19 protein-coding genes and 1 pseudogene are annotated in these 19,159 nt (G+C 70.6%); 7 read left to right on the top strand and 13 right to left on the bottom strand.

Annotated features, from left to right (window positions below):
- The 3 genes from L3Q65_RS11390 to L3Q65_RS11380 all read left to right on the top strand — a co-directional run bounded on the left by L3Q65_RS11390 (window position 1) and on the right by L3Q65_RS11380 (window position 2,925).
- Complete coding sequence (locus L3Q65_RS11390; protein WP_182894697.1) at window positions 1–1,236, top strand: esterase family protein; 1,236 nt, start codon at window positions 1–3, stop codon at window positions 1,234–1,236.
- Between the two features lie 110 nt (window positions 1,237–1,346).
- Entirely contained in the window at window positions 1,347–1,697 is a 351-nt protein-coding gene (locus L3Q65_RS11385) for a YciI family protein (protein WP_182894698.1), read from the top strand.
- Complete coding sequence (locus tag L3Q65_RS11380) at window positions 1,690–2,925, top strand: RNA polymerase sigma factor (protein ID WP_182894699.1); 1,236 nt, start codon at window positions 1,690–1,692, stop codon at window positions 2,923–2,925. The genes L3Q65_RS11385 and L3Q65_RS11380 overlap by 8 nt, the downstream gene beginning before the upstream one ends.
- Here L3Q65_RS11380 and L3Q65_RS11375 read toward each other — a convergent pair.
- From L3Q65_RS11375 to dop, 5 genes are all read right to left on the bottom strand, one after another.
- The gene (locus tag L3Q65_RS11375; RefSeq protein ID WP_237599596.1) at window positions 2,904–3,641 is read right to left on the bottom strand and encodes a transglutaminase domain-containing protein; all 738 of its coding nucleotides are present in this window, start codon (window positions 3,639–3,641) and stop codon (window positions 2,904–2,906) included. The two genes, L3Q65_RS11380 and L3Q65_RS11375, sit on opposite strands and share 22 nt — an antisense overlap.
- A gap of 362 nt (window positions 3,642–4,003) precedes the next feature.
- Window positions 4,004–4,798: a proteasome subunit alpha gene (prcA, locus tag L3Q65_RS11370; protein WP_182894701.1), complete on the bottom strand. Its 795-nt coding sequence runs from the start codon at window positions 4,796–4,798 to the stop codon at window positions 4,004–4,006.
- Between the two features lie 61 nt (window positions 4,799–4,859).
- Window positions 4,860–5,723 (bottom strand): proteasome subunit beta, encoded by an 864-nt coding sequence (prcB, locus tag L3Q65_RS11365; protein WP_182894702.1) that lies wholly within the window; start codon window positions 5,721–5,723, stop codon window positions 4,860–4,862.
- A 138-nt stretch (window positions 5,724–5,861) separates the two neighbouring features.
- The gene (locus L3Q65_RS11360; protein WP_037806475.1) at window positions 5,862–6,056 is read right to left on the bottom strand and encodes a ubiquitin-like protein Pup; all 195 of its coding nucleotides are present in this window, start codon (window positions 6,054–6,056) and stop codon (window positions 5,862–5,864) included.
- Window positions 6,057–6,145: 89 nt separating this feature from the next.
- Window positions 6,146–7,648 carry a depupylase/deamidase Dop gene (gene dop, locus L3Q65_RS11355; RefSeq protein ID WP_182894703.1) on the bottom strand — a complete coding sequence of 501 codons (1,503 nt, stop codon included), beginning with the start codon at window positions 7,646–7,648 and terminating at the stop codon, window positions 6,146–6,148.
- A 40-nt stretch (window positions 7,649–7,688) separates the two neighbouring features.
- On the opposite strand from dop, the gene L3Q65_RS11350 reads away from it, so the two are divergent.
- Entirely contained in the window at window positions 7,689–8,207 is a 519-nt protein-coding gene (locus L3Q65_RS11350) for an NUDIX domain-containing protein (protein WP_182894704.1), read from the top strand.
- On the opposite strand, the gene L3Q65_RS11345 is transcribed toward L3Q65_RS11350, so the two are convergent.
- The 3 genes from L3Q65_RS11345 to L3Q65_RS11335 all read right to left on the bottom strand — a co-directional run bounded on the left by L3Q65_RS11345 (window position 8,198) and on the right by L3Q65_RS11335 (window position 10,248).
- Window positions 8,198–8,821 (bottom strand): hypothetical protein, encoded by a 624-nt coding sequence (locus L3Q65_RS11345; RefSeq protein WP_182894705.1) that lies wholly within the window; start codon window positions 8,819–8,821, stop codon window positions 8,198–8,200. The two genes, L3Q65_RS11350 and L3Q65_RS11345, sit on opposite strands and share 10 nt — an antisense overlap.
- A 70-nt stretch (window positions 8,822–8,891) precedes the next feature.
- A complete protein-coding gene (locus L3Q65_RS11340; protein WP_237599595.1) occupies window positions 8,892–9,815 on the bottom strand; it encodes an aldo/keto reductase in 924 nt (307 codons plus the stop codon).
- Window positions 9,816–9,909: 94 nt separating this feature from the next.
- Window positions 9,910–10,248, bottom strand: coding sequence for a hypothetical protein (locus tag L3Q65_RS11335; RefSeq protein ID WP_237599594.1), 339 nt, complete (start codon window positions 10,246–10,248; stop codon window positions 9,910–9,912).
- A 120-nt stretch (window positions 10,249–10,368) separates the two neighbouring features.
- Here L3Q65_RS11335 and L3Q65_RS11330 point away from each other — a divergent pair, with 120 nt between their 5' ends.
- On the top strand, window positions 10,369–11,274 hold the full coding sequence (locus L3Q65_RS11330) for a DMT family transporter (protein WP_237599593.1): 906 nt from the start codon (window positions 10,369–10,371) through the stop codon (window positions 11,272–11,274).
- A 57-nt stretch (window positions 11,275–11,331) separates the two neighbouring features.
- Here the strand turns inward: L3Q65_RS11330 and arc are convergent, their stop codons facing one another.
- Window positions 11,332–13,134 carry a proteasome ATPase gene (gene arc, locus L3Q65_RS11325; RefSeq protein WP_043830447.1) on the bottom strand — a complete coding sequence of 601 codons (1,803 nt, stop codon included), beginning with the start codon at window positions 13,132–13,134 and terminating at the stop codon, window positions 11,332–11,334.
- A 340-nt stretch (window positions 13,135–13,474) separates the two neighbouring features.
- Here arc and L3Q65_RS11320 point away from each other — a divergent pair, with 340 nt between their 5' ends.
- Window positions 13,475–14,383 carry a hypothetical protein gene (locus L3Q65_RS11320; RefSeq protein ID WP_182894709.1) on the top strand — a complete coding sequence of 303 codons (909 nt, stop codon included), beginning with the start codon at window positions 13,475–13,477 and terminating at the stop codon, window positions 14,381–14,383.
- Complete coding sequence (locus L3Q65_RS11315; RefSeq protein ID WP_237599592.1) at window positions 14,384–14,842, top strand: hypothetical protein; 459 nt, start codon at window positions 14,384–14,386, stop codon at window positions 14,840–14,842.
- On the opposite strand, the gene L3Q65_RS11310 is transcribed toward L3Q65_RS11315, so the two are convergent.
- The 4 genes and pseudogenes from L3Q65_RS11310 to L3Q65_RS11295 all read right to left on the bottom strand — a co-directional run bounded on the left by L3Q65_RS11310 (window position 14,839) and on the right by L3Q65_RS11295 (window position 19,063).
- Window positions 14,839–15,669 (bottom strand): tRNA (adenine-N1)-methyltransferase, encoded by an 831-nt coding sequence (locus tag L3Q65_RS11310; protein WP_037806487.1) that lies wholly within the window; start codon window positions 15,667–15,669, stop codon window positions 14,839–14,841. The two genes, L3Q65_RS11315 and L3Q65_RS11310, sit on opposite strands and share 4 nt — an antisense overlap.
- A gap of 81 nt (window positions 15,670–15,750) precedes the next feature.
- A complete protein-coding gene (locus tag L3Q65_RS11305) occupies window positions 15,751–16,905 on the bottom strand; it encodes a M50 family metallopeptidase (RefSeq protein WP_182894711.1) in 1,155 nt (384 codons plus the stop codon).
- A 156-nt stretch (window positions 16,906–17,061) separates the two neighbouring features.
- A pseudogene (locus L3Q65_RS11300) lies at window positions 17,062–18,206 on the bottom strand (4-hydroxybenzoate 3-monooxygenase).
- A gap of 119 nt (window positions 18,207–18,325) precedes the next feature.
- Complete coding sequence (locus tag L3Q65_RS11295; RefSeq protein ID WP_182894941.1) at window positions 18,326–19,063, bottom strand: helix-turn-helix domain-containing protein; 738 nt, start codon at window positions 19,061–19,063, stop codon at window positions 18,326–18,328.
- Window positions 19,064–19,159 lie beyond the last annotated feature (96 nt).

The raw sequence follows: 19,159 nt of genomic DNA, 5'->3' as shown, positions 1-19,159 counted from the left end.
ATGACCCGGCTGCTCCCGCAGGCTGTCGACCCGGTCCTGCCCCCGTCGGTCACCTCCCAGGCGAGGGACCTCGGGCCGCTCGAATCCCCCTTGCTGTGGCTCGCGTTCGCCGGGGCCGCCGCGGCGGTCCTCGCCGTCACCATCGCGCTCGCGCACCGCCGCCGCGTGCGCCGCTGGGGCATCAACGGTTCGATCGCGCTGTTCCTGATCGCCGCGGTCACCGCGGTGAACAGCTACGTCGGCTACGTCCGCACGCCCAGCGACCTCGGCAGGCTGCTGCAGCGCGGTTCCGGCGCGATGAACGTCGCGGGCACCCTTCTGCGCAGCACCAGCGACGACCCGGCCGAAGACTCCGACCCCAGCACCGCCGACAGTTCCAGCGGAGGCAAAAGCGGCAGCTCCCCCACCTCCGCCCGCCCGGCGGCCCCGTCCGGAGCCAACGGCAGCACCGAGGTGCTGAACGTGCCCGACCCGGCGCACGGCGTGCAGAACGGCGAGAACTACGTCGTCCTCCCGGCCGGCTACCACGATCCGGCGAACGCGGCCAAGCGCTACCCGGTCGTCTACCTCATCCACGGCTACCCCTACGGCGGGCCGCGCGACTGGCTCACCTCCGGCTCCGCGCCGCAGACGCTGAAAAGCCTCGAGGACGCGAACGTGATCCAGCCGATGATCATCGTGAGCGTCGACCTCACCGCCAACCGGCCGAGCACCGACTGGGAATGCCTGAACGTCCCGGGCGGCCCGCAGCTGGAGACGTACCTCGCCAGCAGCATCGTCCCGTCGGTCGACAAGCACTACCGCACCTTCGCCGACCGCGGCCACCGCGCGCTCGGCGGCATGTCCGGCGGCGGCTTCGGCGCGCTGAACATCGGGCTGCACCACCTCGACGAGTTCGGCACGCTGCTGATCTCGCTGCCGTACGACGACCTGAACGACTCGGTCGGCGTCCTCGGCGGCAACCAGGCGGCGATCGCGGCCAACACCCCGCGCCGCTACATCCCGACGATGCCGTTCCCGCAGAAGATCGCCGTGATGCTGACCGTCGGCACCGGCGCGCCGACCGACGTCGCGACCGCGCACCGCATCGCCGGATCGCTGCAGCGGCGCGGCCAGGAGGTCGTGGTGCACGCCGAACGCGGGTTCAACCACACCTGGCACACCGCCCGCGCGACGCTCCCCTACATGCTCGCCTTCGCCGATCAGAACTTCCGCACCGCGCCTGCCTCCTCCTGAGCGGATTGTCCGGAAAAATATCTTCCGGGCCCTGTCCATCCGGGCGGGCGCCGTTCGTGGTGAGGTCAGTGCGGCACTCCGGCCGCCCTGACCGACGAAGGAGCCCGACCATGAAGTACCTGCTGCTGATCCACGCTTCCGCGGCCACTGAGCAGGGCGGCGCCGCCGGCTGCGAGCCCGCCGACTGGATGGCCTACGACAAGGAAGTCCGCGACGCGGGGGTGTTCGTCAGCGGGGAGTCGCTCGCCGATCTCGTGACCGCGACCAAGGTCCAGGTGGGCCCGGACGGCGAGCGGTCGATCACGACCGACGGCCCGTTCGCCGAGACCCGCGAACTGCTGGGCGGGTTCTACGTGCTGGACGTCCCCGACCTCGACGCGGCGCTCGACTGGGCCGCACGCTGCCCCGGTTCGCGGGACGGTTCGGTCGTGGTGCGCCCGATCGCCGACTTCGATGCCTGACGCTCGAGCGTCCGCGGCGGCCGTGTTCCGCGAGGAGCACGGCCGCCTGCTCGGCGCGCTCGTCCGCCGTTTCGGCGACCTCGACCTGGCCGAAGAGGTCGCCGCCGAAGCGGTGGAGGCCGCGCTGGTGCGCTGGCCGGTCGACGGCGTCCCGCCGAAACCCGGCGCGTGGCTGATGACGACCGCGCGCCGCAAGGCCGTCGACCGGCTGCGCCGGGACCAGGCGTACGCGGCGAAACTCGCCGTCCTGCAAGCGGAATCCGACCGCAGCGACCCTCCCCCGCCGCCCGGGGCCGACGGCGACCTGCCCGACGACCGGCTCCAGCTGTTCTTCACCTGCGCGCATCCCGCGCTCGCCGCAGAGGACCGGCTCGCGCTCACCCTGCGCTGCCTGGCCGGGCTCACGACGCCCGAGGTGGCGCGTGCGTTCCTCGTGCCGACCGCGACGATGGCGAAGCGGATCGTGCGGGCCAAGAACCGGATCCGCGACCACCGCATCCCGTTCCGCGTCCCCTCCGGCGACGAACTGCGCGCCCGGCTGCCCGGCGTGCTGCGAGTGCTGTACTCGCTGTTCACCGAGGGCTACGCGGCCAGCTCCGGACCGGACATCCAGCGTCCGGACCTGGCCGAGGAAGCCATCCGGCTGGCCCGGATCCTGCACCGCCTGCTGCCGGACGAACGCGAAATCACCGGACTGCTCGCGCTTCTGCTGCTGGTCCACGCCCGCCACGCGGCCCGCACCGGGTCCGACGGCGAGTTCGTCCTGCTCGAAGACCAAGACCGGACCGCATGGGACGCGGCGCTGATCGACGAAGGCCGCGCGCTGGTGCCGGTCGCGCTGACCGGCGGCCCGCCCGGGCCGTACGGAGTGCAGTCGGCGATCGCCGCGCTCCACGCCGAAGCACCGGACGTCGCGCGCACCGACTGGCCGCAGATCGTTGCGCTGTACGACATCCTGCTGACGCTCACGCCGACCCCGGTTGTCGCGCTCAACCGGGCGGCCGCGGTCGCGATGCGCGACGGGCCCGAAGCCGGGTTGAAACTCCTGGACGGATTAGCCGACGAACCACGGTTGCAGGGATACCACCCGTACGCCGCGGCTCGCGGAGACCTGCTGCACCGCCTCGGCCGCGACGACGAAGCAGCAGCGGCGTACCGGGAAGCGTTGGCCAGCGCGGGAACCGAGCCGGAACGCGCGCATCTGCGTCAGCGGCTGGAGGCACTCTGACGCGGCGCCCACCGGCTGAGCACCGGGTCGACGAGCCTCGTCACCGGACCGGACAGCGTCTGACCGTGCCGCCGGAACAACTCGTCGCGGGAATCGAACCGGCCTAAATCCGCCAGCACGGTCGCGGACAGATCGCACGCGCCGCCGGTCTCGCAGGTGACCCCGTCCCAGTCGATCGCTGTGCGGGACACCGCGTCGAACAGCGTTTCCCCGCTGTCATTGGAGAATCCCGGACTCGCCGCCAGGTCGGTCAACTGCCCGAACAACTCCCCGACCGGAACCCAGCTGTCGTCGATCCCGAACTCCGGCCACGCCACCAGCACCTGCGACGGGACGAGGTATTTCAGCCGCGGGAACCGCGGATACCAGAACCGGCCGTCCACGAGCAGACCCCGCACCCGCGTCGGAATCCCTTGCGCCCGCGCGACTCCCTCCAGAATCGCCAGCCGCTGACTGCACGAACCCCGCCCGCGCCGCAGCGTCCGCGAAATCGGCTGCCGCTCCTGCACCGCGTACACCGGCCGCACCGCGCCGGCGATCAACCGATGCGCCGCCCGCAACCCGGCCAGTTGGTCCGCGGACGCGGTCTCCCGCACCAGGGACTGCACGAGCGGACCGCGCCAGTCGAGAATCGGAGTCGGGAGCACGCCGCCCACGGCGGAATCGTCCCCGGCGACCCGACGACGCCACCACGGAGTCACCAGCGCACACGTCACCACGCCAGTATCCCGAAAACGACTGCGGGCCACCGGGGTTACCCGACGGCCCACAGTGCGAGTCTCTCGACAGCGCGACCTCGCTGCCCGTTCCCCTCACGAAGATCCGCGGGCCCGAACACGAACCCGCCGCACTCCTGCGTTGAGACTTCTCAGTAGCGGATGCGGTATCGACAGTGCACGGCATTCCCTCCGGCCGAGGGGACGGCCCCGCACTGTGGACGTCCGTGAGGGGCTCCTTGAAGGAATCTGATTTCCTCAAAGAGCCCCTCACGGACTTCGGCGGAAGCAAACCGCGCCGCGACCTGCCGTAGTCCAGCGGACCGCGCGCAACGGCTACCGAGAAACCTCAGCGCGCCACGTCATTCCTTCTCGGCCGAACCCTCGCCCTTGCCGGAACCCGAGTCCTTGCCGTCGCCCTCGCCGGACTCGTCCGGCTTCTCGGCAGGCTCCTCCTTCGCCGGCAGCAACGCCTCCAGCGCCGCCCCCGACAACCGCCGGAACGCCCGCCGCGGCCGCGCCCGGTCGAGCACCGCGACCTCGAGCTTGATCTCCGTCTCGGCCGCCGCGCCATTGCCGTTCGGCGTCGCGGTCGCCCGCAACCCCTCGATCGCCGACGCCAGCGCCGTCCGCAGATCGTGCTCCGGATCCACGACGTCCTTCAGCTTCGCGCTGATCGTGTCCGTCTGGCCGCCCATCACCACGAACGGCGACTCGTCGAAAATCCCGCCGTCGAACGTCAACCGGTACAACTGGTCCTCGGCCGCGGTCGCCCCGACCTCCGCCAGGCAGACCTCCACCTCAAACGGCTTCAACTGCTCGGTGAAAATGCTGCCCAGGGTCGCCGCGTAAGCGTTCGCCAGCGCCCGCGCGCTCACATCCCGCCGGTCGTACTGGTAACCCTTCAGATCCGCGTGCCGGATCCCCGCCACCCGCAGATTCTCGAACTCCGAGAACCGGCCCACCGCAGCGAACCCGATCCGGTCGTAGATCTCCGCGACCTTGTGCAAAGTCGCCGAAGTGTTCTCCGCGACGAACAGCACCCCGCCGGAATACTTCAGCACTACCACGCTCCGGCCCCGCGCGATCCCCTTGCGCGCCAGCTCGGAACGCTCCCGCATCAACTGCTCGGGAGAGGCATACAACGGCATCGTCACGGTGTCGGCTCCACGTTCTCCGAAAACTCGGCAGTCATTGATTCAGCGGACATCGGCGGCCTCACACCGGCCGGTGGTGATTGCGCTCCGCGCGCCCGGCCACCACCGCCTCGGCCACCGCTCCCGTCCGCTCCGCGGGAAGCACCACCGCGCCGTCCTCCGCGGTGATGGTGATGACGTTCGGGAAAATCCGCCGCACCAGATCCGGCCCGCCGCTCGCGGTGTCGTCGTCCGCCGCGTCGTACAACGCCTCCAGCGCCGTCCGCACCGCCGCGTCGACATCCGCGTCCGGGTCGTACAGCTTCTTCAGCGACGACTTCGCGAACAGCGAACCCGAACCGACGCTGGCGTACCCGGCGTGCTCCTCGTAGCGCCCGCCCGCCGCGTCGTACGACACGATCCGGCCCGCGTGCTTCGCGTCCTCGGCCTCCAGGTCGTACCCGACGAACAACGGCACGACCGCCAGGCCCGCCATCGCCATCTCCAGATTCGCCTTCACCATCCCGGCCAGCTTGTTCGTCTTGCCGTCCAGCGAAAGCGAAACGCCCTCGATCTTCTCGTAATGCGCCAGCTCCACCGCGTACAGCCGGACCATCTCCACGGCCAGCCCCGCGGTCCCCGCGATGCCCACCGCCGAGTACTCGTCCGTGACGTGCACCTTCTCGATGTCCCGGCTCGCGATCAGGTTCCCCGACGTCGCCCGCCGGTCGCCGGCGATCAGCACCCCGCCGGCGAACGCGACCGCCACGATCGTCGTGCCGTGCGGCGCGTCCAGCTCAGCCGCGCCCGCCGGCACCCGCCGCGCGGGCAGCAGCTCCGGCGCGGTCGCGCGCACGAAATCCGCAAACGACGACGTCGCCGGCGAAAAGTAGGCCGACGGCAGTCCGGGCCCGGAAAAACCCGCCCCAGAGGAGGTGTTGTCCATACGTGCTCTCGGTTCCCATCTCATCCCGTGCCCGGCTACGCCGAGCACAACCTGCCCCCGGCGCCACCGCGCGAAACCTCCGGCCCAGCGCGCCCGCCGCACCGCCCCGCACCCGGGGCGGCCGCGACGGGCGGACGGCTACTCGCCGCCCTTCTGCACGTAAGCGCGGACGAAGTCCTCGGCGTTCTCTTCCAGCACGTCGTCGATCTCGTCGAGGATCGTGTCCACGTCCTCGCCGAGCTTCTCCCGCCGCTCCTGGCCCGCCCCGCCGGCGTCGTCGAACTCCTCGTCGGAATCGCCGCCGCCGTGCTTCTCGATCTTCTCCTGCGCCATCTCGCCTCCCGGTCTGGCCGATGTTCCCTAGCCTACCCAGCGGTACCGACGAAAAGGGCCTTCCAGCGGCCCGAAACGCCGGGATCGCGCTAGTCCGAACCGGTGATCGCCTCCACCAGCTCCTCCGCCGTCGCCGCCGCGTCCAGCAGCTTCCCGACGTGCGCCTTCGTCCCCCGCAACGGCTCCAGCGTCGGGATCCGCACCAGCGACTCCCGGCCCACGTCGAAAATCACCGAATCCCACGACGCCGCCGCGATCGACGACGCGTACTTCTCCAGCGCCCGGCCCCGGAAGTAGGCACGCGTGTCCGACGGCGGATTCGTGATCGCCGCCTGCACCTCCTCCTCGGTGACCAGCCGCTTCATCGAACCCCGCGTCACCAGCCGGTTGTACAGGCCCTTCCCCAGCCGCACGTCCGAATACTGCAGGTCCACCAGCCGCAGCCGCGGCGCGCCCCAGGCCAGCTGGTCCCGCTCCCGGTACCCCTCCAGCAGCCGCAGCTTGGCGGGCCAGTCCAGCCGGTCCGCGCACTCCTGCGGATCCCGCGCCAGCGCGTCCAGGATCTCGCCCCACACCCGCAGCACTTCCTTCGACGCCTCGTCCGCGCCCGTGCGCTCGAGATTCGCCGCCGCCAGCTCGTGATAGGCGAACTGCAGGTCCAGCCCGGTGAACTTCTTCCCGTTCGCCAGCTCGACCTTCGTCTTCAGCGTCGGGTCGTGGCTGATCTTGTGCACCGCCCGCACCGGCTCGTCCAGCTTCAGGTCGTCGAACCGCACGCCCGCCTCGATCAGGTCCAGCACCAGCGCCGTCGTCCCGACCTTCAGATACGTCGAGTACTCCGACAGGTTCGCGTCCCCGATGATGACGTGCAGCCGCCGGTACTTGTCCGCGTCCGCGTGCGGCTCGTCGCGCGTGTTGATGATCCCGCGCTTGAGCGTGGTCTCCAGCCCGACCTCGACCTCGATGTAGTCCGAGCGCTGCGAAAGCTGGAAACCCGCCTCCTCGCTCTGCTGCCCGATCCCGACCCGGCCGGAACCGCACATCACCTGCCGCGAGGCGAAGAACGGCGTCAGCCCGCCGATCACCGCGGTGAACGGCGTCGACCGCTGCATCAGGTAGTTCTCGTGCGTGCCGTAGCTCGCGCCCTTGCCGTCCACGTTGTTCTTGTACAGCTGCAACGGCGGCTGCCCCGGAACGGTGGCCGCCTTCAACGCGGCCTCCTCCATCACCCGCTCGCCCGCTTTGTCCCAGATCACCGCGTCTCGCGCGTTCGTGACCTCAGGCGCCGAGTACTCCGGATGCGCGTGGTCCACGTACAACCGCGCACCGTTGGTGAGGATGACATTCGCCGCGCCGAGGTCCTCGACGTCCGGGTCGTGCCCAGGACCGCCCGGCCCGGTCAAGTCGAACCCGCGCGCGTCGCGCAACGGCGACTCCACCTCGTAGTCCCAGCGCGCCCGGCGCGCCCTCGGGATGTCCGCAGCCGCGGCGTAGGCCAGCACCACCTGAGTCGAGGTGAGCACCGGGTTCGCCGTGGCGTCCCCGGGCACGGCGATGCCGTACTCGACTTCGGTTCCCATGATCCGACGCATGCCACCACCCTACGGGTTAGACGCGTGCGACGATGCCCCCATGCCAGGCAGTGACGAACTCGTTGCCCTCTATGACGACGCAGGCCACGCGGCAGGCGAGGCCCTCCGCTCCCGCGTGCGGGCGGAAGGACTCTGGCACGCCGCCGGCGTCGTTCTCGTCCGATCGGGCGACGGCCGGTCGGTCTACGTGCACCTCCGCGCCGCGGACAAGGACGTCTTCCCCGCCACCTGGGACTGCTGGGCGGGCGGAGTCGTCGCCGCGGGCGAAACTCCCGCCGACTGCGCGCGCCGCGAACTCGCCGAAGAACTCGGCGTCCACGGAGTGGAACCGGAACCGCTGTTCACCAAAATCTACGACGACGGATCTATCCGCTGCCACAACTTCGCCTTCGAAGTCCGCTGGGACGGCCCGGTCCGGCTCCAGGCCGAGGAAATCGTCGAAGGCCACTGGATGCCGCTCGACGAACTCCGCGCCTGGGTCTTCGCCGCCGAGCCCGAGCCGCCGTTCATCCCGGACGGCCGCGAAGGCGTCCAGGAATGGTTCCGCCGTTACGGCTGAGCGTTGAGTTTCGCCGCGATCTTCGGCAGCAACCGCTTCGCCGCGTCCTGCGCCCGCGCCGGGGTGCTGGCCGCGACGCTCAACGCCGACACCAGATTCCCCTTCGCCACCAACACCGCGCACGTCGAGCCCTCGCACCACGCCCGCTGCACAGCGATCCCCGGCTGCGGCGGCAACGACACCACCGCACCCGCGCACTGCGTGCCCGCCACGACATCCTCAGCCGAACGGTCCGCGTACGCCGTGACCTCGTGCGTCAACGCCGAACCGCTCGGATACACCCAGCTCACCGACTTGCGCTCGCCCGCGGCCAATCCGCTCAGACACCCCGAAACGCGGCCCGAACCCGGAGCCACGCCCTCCTCGGCAACGTCTGGATCGGACAGCAAAGCCGCCTCCGCGCGCCGCGGATCCGGTGCCGCCGAAGAGGAAACGACCGGGGGATCGACCGCGCGCGACACCGGCGGCGCGACCGGAGCGCTCGTGCCGGGAGCCGGAGCCGGATCGTCGTAGTAGGTCTCGAGATTGTTGGGCCGGTTGCCGCATCCGGCGAGCCCGGCCAGCGCGCCCAGCCCGACCAGCACAGCGACTGCTGGCACTTGCCGACGACGCACGTTGCCCCTCCGCGCTCAGTGTTGCCCGTCCGCCCCGGGCCATGCTGGGCCCCGAGGGTAATGCAATCGCTCAGCTCCACCCGAGGTGGGATCGATGCGCCCAGTACTCGCGCACGTCCTGCGCGAGTCGCCCCAGGACAGCGCGGTCCTCGTCGCTCAACCGGACCCGCGTGGCGGCGAGGTTCGCGGCCAGCTGCGCCGGGCTCGACGGGCCCAGCACCGCCACCGGAGCGCACTCCTGCCCGAGCACCGCGGCCACCGCGATCGCGTCCGGGCCGACGCCGTGCGCCTCGGCAATCCGCCGCAGCGGCTCCGGGGCTTCCGCGACGAGACGCCCGTTCGCGAGAGTTTCCTTGACCAGCACCCGTTTCCCCGCCGCCTTCGCCTCGGCCAGCGCCGGGCCGACCGACGGCTCGAAAACGTTCCAAGTGGACTGGACCGACGTGAACACCGGCTGTCCGGCCGATTCCAGCTCGAACGCCCGGCGCACCACGTCCGCCTGCGCTGGTCCGGATGTTGAGAAGCCGACCTCGACGCCGTCGCCGGAAAGCCCGGCCAGCGCGTCGATCAGCGCCGGATCAGTGAAAAGTGGACTGTCCACAGTGAGCGAATGGACCTGGTACAGGTGCACGCGCCCGGCCAGCAGTTCCCGCGTCTGCGCCCACTGTTCGCGGAACCGCGGCAGCGTGTGTTCCTTGACCTCGTGGACATCCGCGTCGAGCCGCCACTCGCCCACGTAGCGGTAGCCCCATTTGCTCGACACCGTGACGTCCCCGTGTCCGCGTTCAGCCAACCAGCTGCCGAGAAACTCCTCCGAACGGCCGTAAGACCGCGCGACGTCGACCCACCGCACTCCCGCCGCGTACGCCGCGTCGAGCACCTCGTGCGTCGCGGCTCGCATCGACGGCACGTCCCGCACTTCGGGCAAGTCCCGCCCCAGATTGATGTATGCCGGACGGCCGAGCGCGGCCAGCCCCACCGCGATGCGGTCCATCGGGGTCCCCTTGTCTTTGCCGGGTTGCGGAATTGCCAAAGAAGCTTAGGCGAGGCGACGTGAAGCGCTTTCTCATCGCCAGATGTATAGGTCGTTATACACTTTGTTTGTGCCGGAGGATGGCGAGCCACTGGCTGGAGTTTTGGGCTTGGCGGTGGAGTTTTTCGAGGCGGGCGGCGGGTGCTCGGACGTAGCCTTTGCCGAAGACCGGGGCGATCTGGCGGAGGCTGGCTCCTTCCTCGCGGGCGGCGAGGAGTGCCCAGTCGGATGCGTCGGCGCAGGCCGCGGAGGCGCGGCGCAGCTCCCCCAGCAGGTCGATCAGGTCGTTGGCGTTGAGTTCCCCTGCTTGGACGGCGGCGGCGGTCGTTTCGAGCCAGGCAAGGACGTCGGCTTCGGTGATCGGCGGTCGCGGGCGGGCGTTGTCTGTGCTCACGCGGCGCAGTATAGGGCGTTATACACCGAGGGCGAGCGCGGTGACCGAAACTTGCTGGACTCCGGGCGTGGCGCGCACGTTGACTGGCCGGAGAAGTCCGCTGGTCGTTTCGGAGGTTCAGTGAGGTTCGGCATCGCCGCCCGGTTCGTCGCGCTCGCCGTGGTGTGGGGCGCGAGTTTTCTGTTCATCAAGGTGGGCCTGGAAGGGCTGTCGCCGGCTCAGGTGGCGCTCGCGCGGGTCGCGCTGGGCGCGTTGACGCTCGGCGCGTTCCTGGTGCTGCGCAGGCGTTCGCTCCCCCGCGATCCGGCGTTGTGGGGGCATCTCGCGGTGGTTTCGCTGCTGTTCTGCGTGGGCCCGTTCCTGCTGCACTCGTGGGCTGAGCAGTACGTGGCGTCCGGGCTCGCCAGCATCTTCAACGCCACCACTCCCCTGCTGACCATGCTGTTCGCCGCGGCTGCCCTGCCCGCGGAACGGCTCACGCGGCCGAAGACCGCCGGACTGCTCATCGGCTTCGCCGGGGTGCTCACACTGGTCGGCGTCTGGCGCGGCATCGACCTCAGCCACGAAGTCCTCGCCCAGCTCGCTTGCCTCGGCGCGACCACGTGTTACGGCCTGGCTTTCGTGTATCTGCGGAAATTCGTGTCGCCCCGCGGTCCGGACCCGGTCGTCGTCGCGTTCGGGCAAACCGGTTTCGCCACGGTCGTCCTGCTGGCCGCGACGCCGGCGATCGCCGCGCAGCCGGTGCATCCGAACCTCGCCGTAGTGCTGTCCATGCTGGCGCTCGGCGTGCTCGGCACCGGCGTGGCCTACACCTGGAACACCGCCATCGCCACCGCCTGGGGCGCCGCCAACGCGTCCGCTGTGACCTACCTCACTCCGGTGGTCGGGGTTCTGCTCGGCGTGCTGGTCCTCGACGAACCAGTGCACTGGAACGAACCCGTCGGGGCGCTGCTCGTGGTGCTCGGGATCCTGGCATCGCACGGACGGCTTTCCCGGGCGCGGCAACCGGTCCTGGAACGCGTCTGAGACGCACCGCGGGGCCGCCGGGAGGATCCCCGGCGGCCCCGCGGCGTTCGCGCTGTCCTACAGGTACTGACCGGTGTTCGTGGCGGTGTCGATCGCCCGCCCCGATTCCTGGTTCTTGCCGGTGACGAGCGTGCGGATGTAGACGATCCGCTCGCCCTTCTTGCCGGAGATCCGGGCCCAGTCGTCCGGGTTGGTGGTGTTGGGCAGGTCCTCGTTCTCCGCGAACTCGTCGACGATCGCGTCCAGCAGGTGCTGCACGCGCAGGCCGGGCTGCTTGGTCTCCAGCACCGACTTGATCGCCGACTTCTTCGCCCGGTCCACGATGTTCTGGATCATCGCGCCCGAGTTGAAGTCGCGGAAGTACAGGACTTCCTTGTCCCCGTTGGCGTAGGTGACCTCCAGGAACCGGTTCTCGTCGCTCTCCTCGTACATCCGCTCGACGGTGTGCTGGATCATCGCATCGAAGGTCGCCTTCTGGTCCCCGCCGAACTCCGCCAGGTCGTCGGCGTGGATCGGCAGGCCCTCGGCGAGGTACTTCGAGAAGATGTCCTTCGCGCCCTCGGCGTCCGGACGCTCGATCTTGATCTTCACGTCGAGCCGCCCCGGCCGCAGGATCGCCGGGTCGATCATGTCCTCGCGGTTGGAGGCGCCGATGACGATGACGTTCTCCAGGCCCTCGACGCCGTCGATCTCCGACAGCAGCTGCGGCACGATCGTGGTCTCCACGTCGGAGGACACGCCCGACCCGCGGGTGCGGAAGATCGAGTCCATCTCGTCGAAGAACACGATGACCGGGGTGCCCTCGGAGGCCTTCTCCCGCGCCCGCTGGAAGATCAGCCGGATCGACCGCTCGGTCTCGCCGACGAACTTGTTCAGCAGCTCCGGGCCCTTGATGTTGAGGAAGTAGGACTTGCCGTCCGCGTTGTCGCCGCGGGCCTCTGCCACCTTCTTGGCCAGCGAGTTCGCCACCGCCTTCGCGATGAGCGTCTTCCCGCAGCCCGGAGGGCCGTAGAGCAGGACGCCCTTCGGCGGGCGCAGCTGGTACTGCTCGTACAGGTCCGCGTGCAGGAACGGCAGCTCCACGGCGTCGCGGATCTGCTCGATCTGCCGGGTCAGGCCGCCGATGTCCTCGTAGCGGACGTCCGGAACCTCCTCCAGCACGAGGTCCTCGACCTCCGCCTTCGGCACCCGCTCGTAGGCGTAGCCCGCCTTGGAGTCCACCAGGAGCGAATCGCCCGGTTTGAGCGGCTGCTCGGCGAGCGGACCGGAAAGCAGGACGACCCGCTCCTCGTCCGCGTGGCCGACCACGAGAGCGCGCGTGGCACCGCCCTCGACGTCCGGTGCGAGCACTTCGCGCAGCGCGCACACCTCGCCCGTGCGCTCGAAATCGCCTCCTTCGACGACCGTGAGCGCCTCGTTGAGCCGCAACGCCTGCCCGCGCCGCAGCGACGAGACCTCCACCGCGGGCGACACCGAGACGCGCATCTTGCGCCCCGCGGTGTAGACGTCCACCGTGTTGTCCTCGTACGCCTCGACGAACACCCCGTACCCGCTCGGCGGCTGGGCCAGCCGGTCGACCTCCTCGCGGAGGGCGAGCAGCTGACCCCGCGCCTCGCGCAGGGTTTCGACGAGTTTCGTGTTCCGCTCGGTGAGCTGACTCACCCGTTCCGACGCCTCGGCGAGGCGTTGTTCGAGAACGCGGTTCTGTCGCGGAGAATCGGTGAGCCTGCGGCGCAGCAGCGCCACTTCTTCCTCGAGAAAACGGATCTGCCGGGCTTGTTCCTCTGGTGTCTGCCCTGCTCCGCCGGTTGCTGAAGGGTCGGCCTCCTCGCGCCGACCTCCGGGAAGGTCATGATGCATCGGGCACCTCCTCGGAGTGCTTTTCATTCCACGGTACCGGCGATCACCGACAAGAAAAGGCCTTTCCGCATCACAAGACCGGCGCGTCGCGCTTTTTCTTCCGGAGAAGCACGGCCGCGAGCGCAGCGCAAGCGGCCGATTCGGTGCCGCGGACGGGAATCCGCTCCGCGCGGGTTTCCGCAACGCGGAACTGAACGCACTGCGGATGCCCCTCCGGGCCGTCCGCGAAACCCGAGTTGCGGGTTGGCTGCGCGGAAAGGCGCGCGGCTGGCTAGCATCCCCGGGTGGCCACGCTCCGCTCGTGGCCTGGACTTTCGCGAGCACGGCAGGGGGAACCGAGATGACTTATCCGCCGCAGCAGCCCGGCGGCTGGGACCAGGGCGGGCAGCAGCCGAACCCGTACGGGCAGCAGCCCGGCGGCCAGCCGCAGTACGGGCAGCCTCAGCAGGGCGGATGGAACCAGGGCGGGCAGCCGCCGCAGTCCGGCGGGTTTCCCGCCGCGCCCGGACCCGGGACTCCCGGTCAGGGCGGCCCCTACCAGGGCGGATACCCGCAGCAGGGCGGTCCCCAGCAGTACGGGCAGCAGCCGGAGCAGTTCGGGCAGTTCGGACAGCAGCCCGGCCAGTTCGGGCAGCAGGGACAGCCCGGCGGGCCGTTCGGGCAGCAGCCGGGCGGGCAGTTCGGCGGGTTCGGCGAGGAACCGCCGAAAAAGAAGAAGACCGGCCTGATCGTCGGCGTCGCGATCGCCGCGGTGGTCGTCCTCGGCGGCGCGACCGGCCTCGTCATCTGGCTGACCGGGGACAACAAGGACGACAAGGTCGCCGCCCCGCCCGCGTCGTCCTCGGCTCCGGCCGCGGGCCCGCAGTCCAGCGGACCGAGCGGGAGTTCGTCGTCGTCCCCGTCGACCTCGTCGTCGTCCGGCTCGGGCAGCGGCGACTACCCGGCGGCGTCCGGTGCGAAGCCGACCTCGGGCGAACTGTTCGAGGCCGCGTCCGAGGCCTACAACAGCTCCGACACCGAGGGGCTGTTCTCGATGCTGTGCACCAGCCTCACCAAGGGCCAGAAGCCGGGAAGCGAGAAGATGCCCTCGGGCATCCACTTCGAGCTGACCGGCAGCCCGCAGGAGAGCGGCGACCAGGCGACGGTGAAGTACCACGTCACCACGTCCACCAAGACCGCCGACGGCACCCTCACCGCCCTGCGCCAGGGCGGGGCCTGGTGCCTCGGGAAGGTCAGCACGGACCACTAGGTGAGACGCCGGCTCGGCACGGCACTCGGCCTGCTCGCAGTCGTTGTCGCGGGCGGCGTCCTCGGCTTGGTCTCGATCGGCCTGCCGGGGCCCGCCCGCACCGCCTCGGAACCGCCCGCTCCCCCGCCGCCGTCGCGCACCAGCGCGTCCTCGGCTCCCGCGCCCGCGGCGGATCAGGCCGCGATCGCGACGCTCGCGCGCACTCTCGTCGACGCGATCACCCGCGCCGACTCCGCCGAATTCGGCACTCTCGCTTGCAAACCGCAAACTGCCGCGGCGCTGAAGGAACTCCAAGCCAAATGGGACGCCGCGGGCCCGCTTCGCGTCTCGCTGGCCGGACCACCGGCGATCGCGGGCGACGACGCGACCGTGACCGTCCGGGTCGAAGGCACCGGCGGGCACAAGGAGACACCGTTCCCGCTGCGGCGCGAGAACGGCCGATGGTGCGTCCCTGGTTAGCCTTTGCCCTTGCTGGGCCGTCGTGAAACGCGCGGCGACACTGTGCCGTCGGCCAGACGACGGGCAGTGAGCAGGAAAGCGGTGTGCGCGACCATCCGGTGGTCCGGCCGGACCGCGAGGCCGACGACGTGCCAAGGCCGCATCAGCGTTTCCCACGACTCCGGCTCGGTCCAGCACTGCTGCTCCCGCAGCGATTCCGTGACGCGCGACAGCTGGGTCACGGTGGCGACGTAGACGGTCAGCACGCCGCCGGGCACCAAGTGCGCCGCGACGTTCGGCAACTGGTCCCACGGCGCGAGCATGTCCAGCACGACCCGGTCGACCTCGCCGGTGTGCGTGGCCAGGTCCGCGACGGTGAGCGTCCAGTTGTCCGGCTTCTCGCCGAAGAACTTCACGACGTTGCGCTCGGCGTGCTCGGCGTGGTCGTCGCGGATCTCGTAGGAGAACACCTGTCCCGCCGGACCGACCGCGCGCAGCAGCGAACAGGTGAGCGCGCCTGAACCGGCGCCGGCTTCCAGCACGCGGGCGCCCGGGAAGATGTCGCCCCACATCACGATCTGCGCGGCGTCCTTGGGGTAGATCACCTGCGCGCCGCGAGGCATCGAAAGCACGTAGTCCGGCAGCAGCGGCCGCAGCGCGAGATACGTGCTGCCGCCTGCCGAAGTGACCACGCTGCCCTCGGGACGGCCGATGAGGTCGTCGTGCGCGAGGGCGCCGCGATGCGTGTGGTACTCGCCGCCGTCGGCGAGCGTGAGGGTGTAGTGCCTGCCTTTCGAGTCCGTCAGCTGAACCCGGTCACCTGCACGAAACGGTCCGCTGACCGACAACTTCTTCCTCCACTGCAAAACCCGGAACGCCGACGTCGAATCCTCGCAGGTCGTCCCGCGCCCGTCGTGCGCGGGTGCCTCTCACTGGGCGCGACGGCCCTGCATCAGCGCGGTCCGCAGGTCTTCGCGACGCAACACGCCCGCCGGACGGCCTTCGTCGTCGACCACGAGGAATTGCCAGGCAGGCGTCTCGCGCACGCGTTCGGCGATCTCCTCCCCCGGCTCCGACGCCAGCAGCACGGTCTCCGCACGGATCGGCTCGGCCGCTTGCTCGGCGGGCGCGTGCGGGCTGACGCTCGCCAGCTGCTGCGCGGCCTGCTCGTCCAGCAATCCCGCCGCGACACCGTCCGCCCGCACCAGCACGACCCCGCGTCCCGCCGATGCCGCCAACGCGTCCGATACCGGGCTTTCCGCGGGCAGCTGCAAGACCGGACGCACCAAATCGGACAGTTCCAGCCCGGCGGGCCAGCCGCGCCGGGCTTCCGCCGCCAGCTCGGAGCGAGCGCCGAGGATCACGAACCACGCCGTCACGACGCACACGCCGAGCCGAAGCCACCGGTCCGGGCTCTGCATCGCCAGACCGAGCAGCGCCCAGACGATCAGCCCGGTGGCGACCAGCGCCCCGCCCGCGACCGCGGCCTTGGTTCCCTTGGCCCGCAACCCGGTCATCGCCCAGACCCCGGCGCGCACGAGGCGTCCGCCGTCCAGCGGCAACCCCGGCAGCAGATTGAAGAAGCCGACCGCGAAGTTGGCCACCGCGCACTCCGCGACGAGCAGCCACACCGCGCCGTCCGGCGGCACCGCGAACAGCAGCAGCGAGCAGAACCCGCCCAGCACCAGCGAAACCGCGGGCCCCGCCGCGGCCACGAGCCCTTCCTGGCCCGGCCGTCGCGGCGTACGGGCCACTTCGGACAGTCCGCCGAGCAGGAAAAGCCGCAGCCTGCGGACCGGGATCCCGAGCCGCAGCGCGACGAGGCAGTGCCCGAGTTCGTGCGCGAGCACGGAAAGCCCGAGCAGCACCGCGAACGCGGCGGCGAGCAGCCACGCGGTCGGCGTCGAAACGTCCGGCAGGAACCGCCCGACCAGCGGCGCGTAGAGCACCACGATGACCAGCGAGCCGATCCACCACGACGGGGCGAGCAAAACGGGCACCCCGCCGACCCGGAACAGCAGCAGGCCGCCGTCCCCGCCGGCGCGCCGGGCGGGCCCGGCGCCGTGCTGACTGGTCGCGGCCATGCCGGACAGCGTAGGGGGCCGCGTGTGGGAAGCCGGTGACCCGGTGTCCCCGGACGGGTGGTGTCGGTCTCGCCCCTGCCCGCCCGGCCGGTCCGTGAAGGGCCCCTTGAGGGAACCTGATTCCCGCGAAGGCCCCTTCACGGGCCCGCGCTCAGGTCAGGCGGATCGCGGCGTGACGAGGTTCTCCAGATTCGCGAGCGCGACCTGCTTCCGGAACTCGCCGCGATACGACGCGTCACCGGAGTCGTGCATCGCGTCGGTCATCCAGACCGCCGCCGCCTGCCGCTCCCAGACATGCGCCAGACAGGTGCCGGAATAGCTCTCCAGCACGCTCGGATCGTCTTTCTCCACCTGATGGACGATGGCGTGCGCGAGCACGTCGGCGTCGTGCAGCGCGAGGCTCATCCCCTCCGCGCTCATCGGCGAAATCAGGTGCGCCGCGTCCCCGAGAAGGCACAGCCTGCCGTAGCGCATCGGACTGAACACGACCCCGCGCAACGGCACCACCTGCTTCGTCACGATCGGCCCTCGCCGCACCGGGGCGGCGAACCGGGTGCCGAGTTCGTCCCAGACCCGCGCGTCCGGCCAGTCGCCGATGGTGTCGTCGACGGACATTGCAAGTAGATCCGGCTCGCGTGCGGCCCGCGGGTGATCCGCGCCGCGAAGCCCCGGGAATGCACGGCCATCACAGCCGCCGGATCGGCGGGCACTTCCGCCATGACGGTCAGCCAGGCATACCCGAACTCGTGGCTGTGGCAGGCGAGAAATCCGTCCGGAATCGCCGTCCGGCTGACGCCGTGGAAGCCGTCGGCACCGGCGACGAACGCGCAGTCGATCGCCTTGGCGCCCTCGCCGTCCCGGTAGCGCACCCGGGGTTGTTCGGTGCCGAGCCCTTCCAGCGTGACGTCCTCCGCCTCGAACCGGAGGTCGCCGCCGTCGCGGAGGAAAATCCGGATGAGGTTCCGGACGAGCACCTGCTGCGGGATGAACGCGCCCGCGCCGTCCTCGCCGGTGTCCATCCGCCAGGCGCGCTGCTCGCCGTGCACGATCAGCGGCAGGACTGCGTCGGACGGCCCGTCGCCGTGCCCTTCGACAGCCTCGCCCGCTCCCCAAGCGCGCAGCGTCCGCACGCCGCGGCTGTCGAGGGATCCGGCTCTCTGCCGCTGCTCGACGTACTCGCGGCTGTTCTTTTCCAAGACCACGCAAGGGATCCCGCTGCGGAGGAGGAATGTGCCGAGCGCGAGCCCGGCCACTCCGCCGCCCACGACGGCCACGGTGGTTTTCGCGTCTGCCTGTGTCATGTTTCGTTCCCCGGAAAGAGTGCTGGTGAACTGGATGACCACCACCCTCTTCCCGGCCGCGGACCGGCGGCCACCGAGTACCGGGCGCCCGATAACGAAAACCCGCCAACTTGCTCCCGCTACTCGCCGCGGTCGCGCAATCCCGCCTGATACCGCCCCGGCGTCTGCCCGACCAGCGCCGTGAACGCCCCGATGAACGCCGACGGATTCGCCCACCCGCACGCGATCGCCGTGCCGGTCACCGATTCGCCCTCGGTGAGCTGGAACAACGCGTGGTGGATCCGCAGCACCGTGCGCCACCGCTGAAAACTCATGCCGAGATCGGCATGGAACAACCGGCTGAGCGTCCGCTCGCTGGCCCCCGCGGCGCGCCCCAGTTCAGCCAGGGTCTCGGCCCGCCCCGGATCCTCGTGCAGCAGCTCGGCGACGACCCGCAACCGGTCGTCGCGCGGCTCCGGAAGATGCAGCGGCTCCCCCGGAACCTCCCCGAGCTCGTAGAGCACCACCGCCCGGACCCGGCGAGCCGCCTCGGCCGACCGCTCCTTTTCGCCGGTCAGCGCGATAATGCCCGCCCGCAGCAACGGCGACACCGCGAACACGCGAGGCTGCCGGGCCAACCCCGCGCACTCCTCGAAGGGAATGGCGAGGATCCGCGTGTCCGTGCGCCCGTAGAACCGGTGGGAATGCTCGAACCCCGGCGGAGTCCACGTGACGCGGTCAGCGGGCGCGACCCAGGTCCCGAACTCGGTGGTGGTGGCGAACACCCCGCTGGCCGCGTACACCAGCTGCCCGCTCGGATGGGAGTGGCTCTCCATCCGAAACCCGCCCGGCAGCCACCCCGCCCCCTGCGGCGTCATCCCGCCCGGCTTCCCCACCGCACCGACCCTACCCACGCACGAGGCCCCCTGCCCTCAATCCAGCCACGCCCAGCCGGCCACTCCCAACCCGACCCG

The sequence above is a fragment of the Amycolatopsis sp. FU40 genome (assembly GCF_021903635.1).
Lineage (GTDB): Bacteria > Actinomycetota > Actinomycetes > Mycobacteriales > Pseudonocardiaceae > Amycolatopsis > Amycolatopsis dendrobii.
Note: the sequence above shows the minus strand (reverse complement) of the source record. Positions and strands in the feature narration are given on the sequence as shown.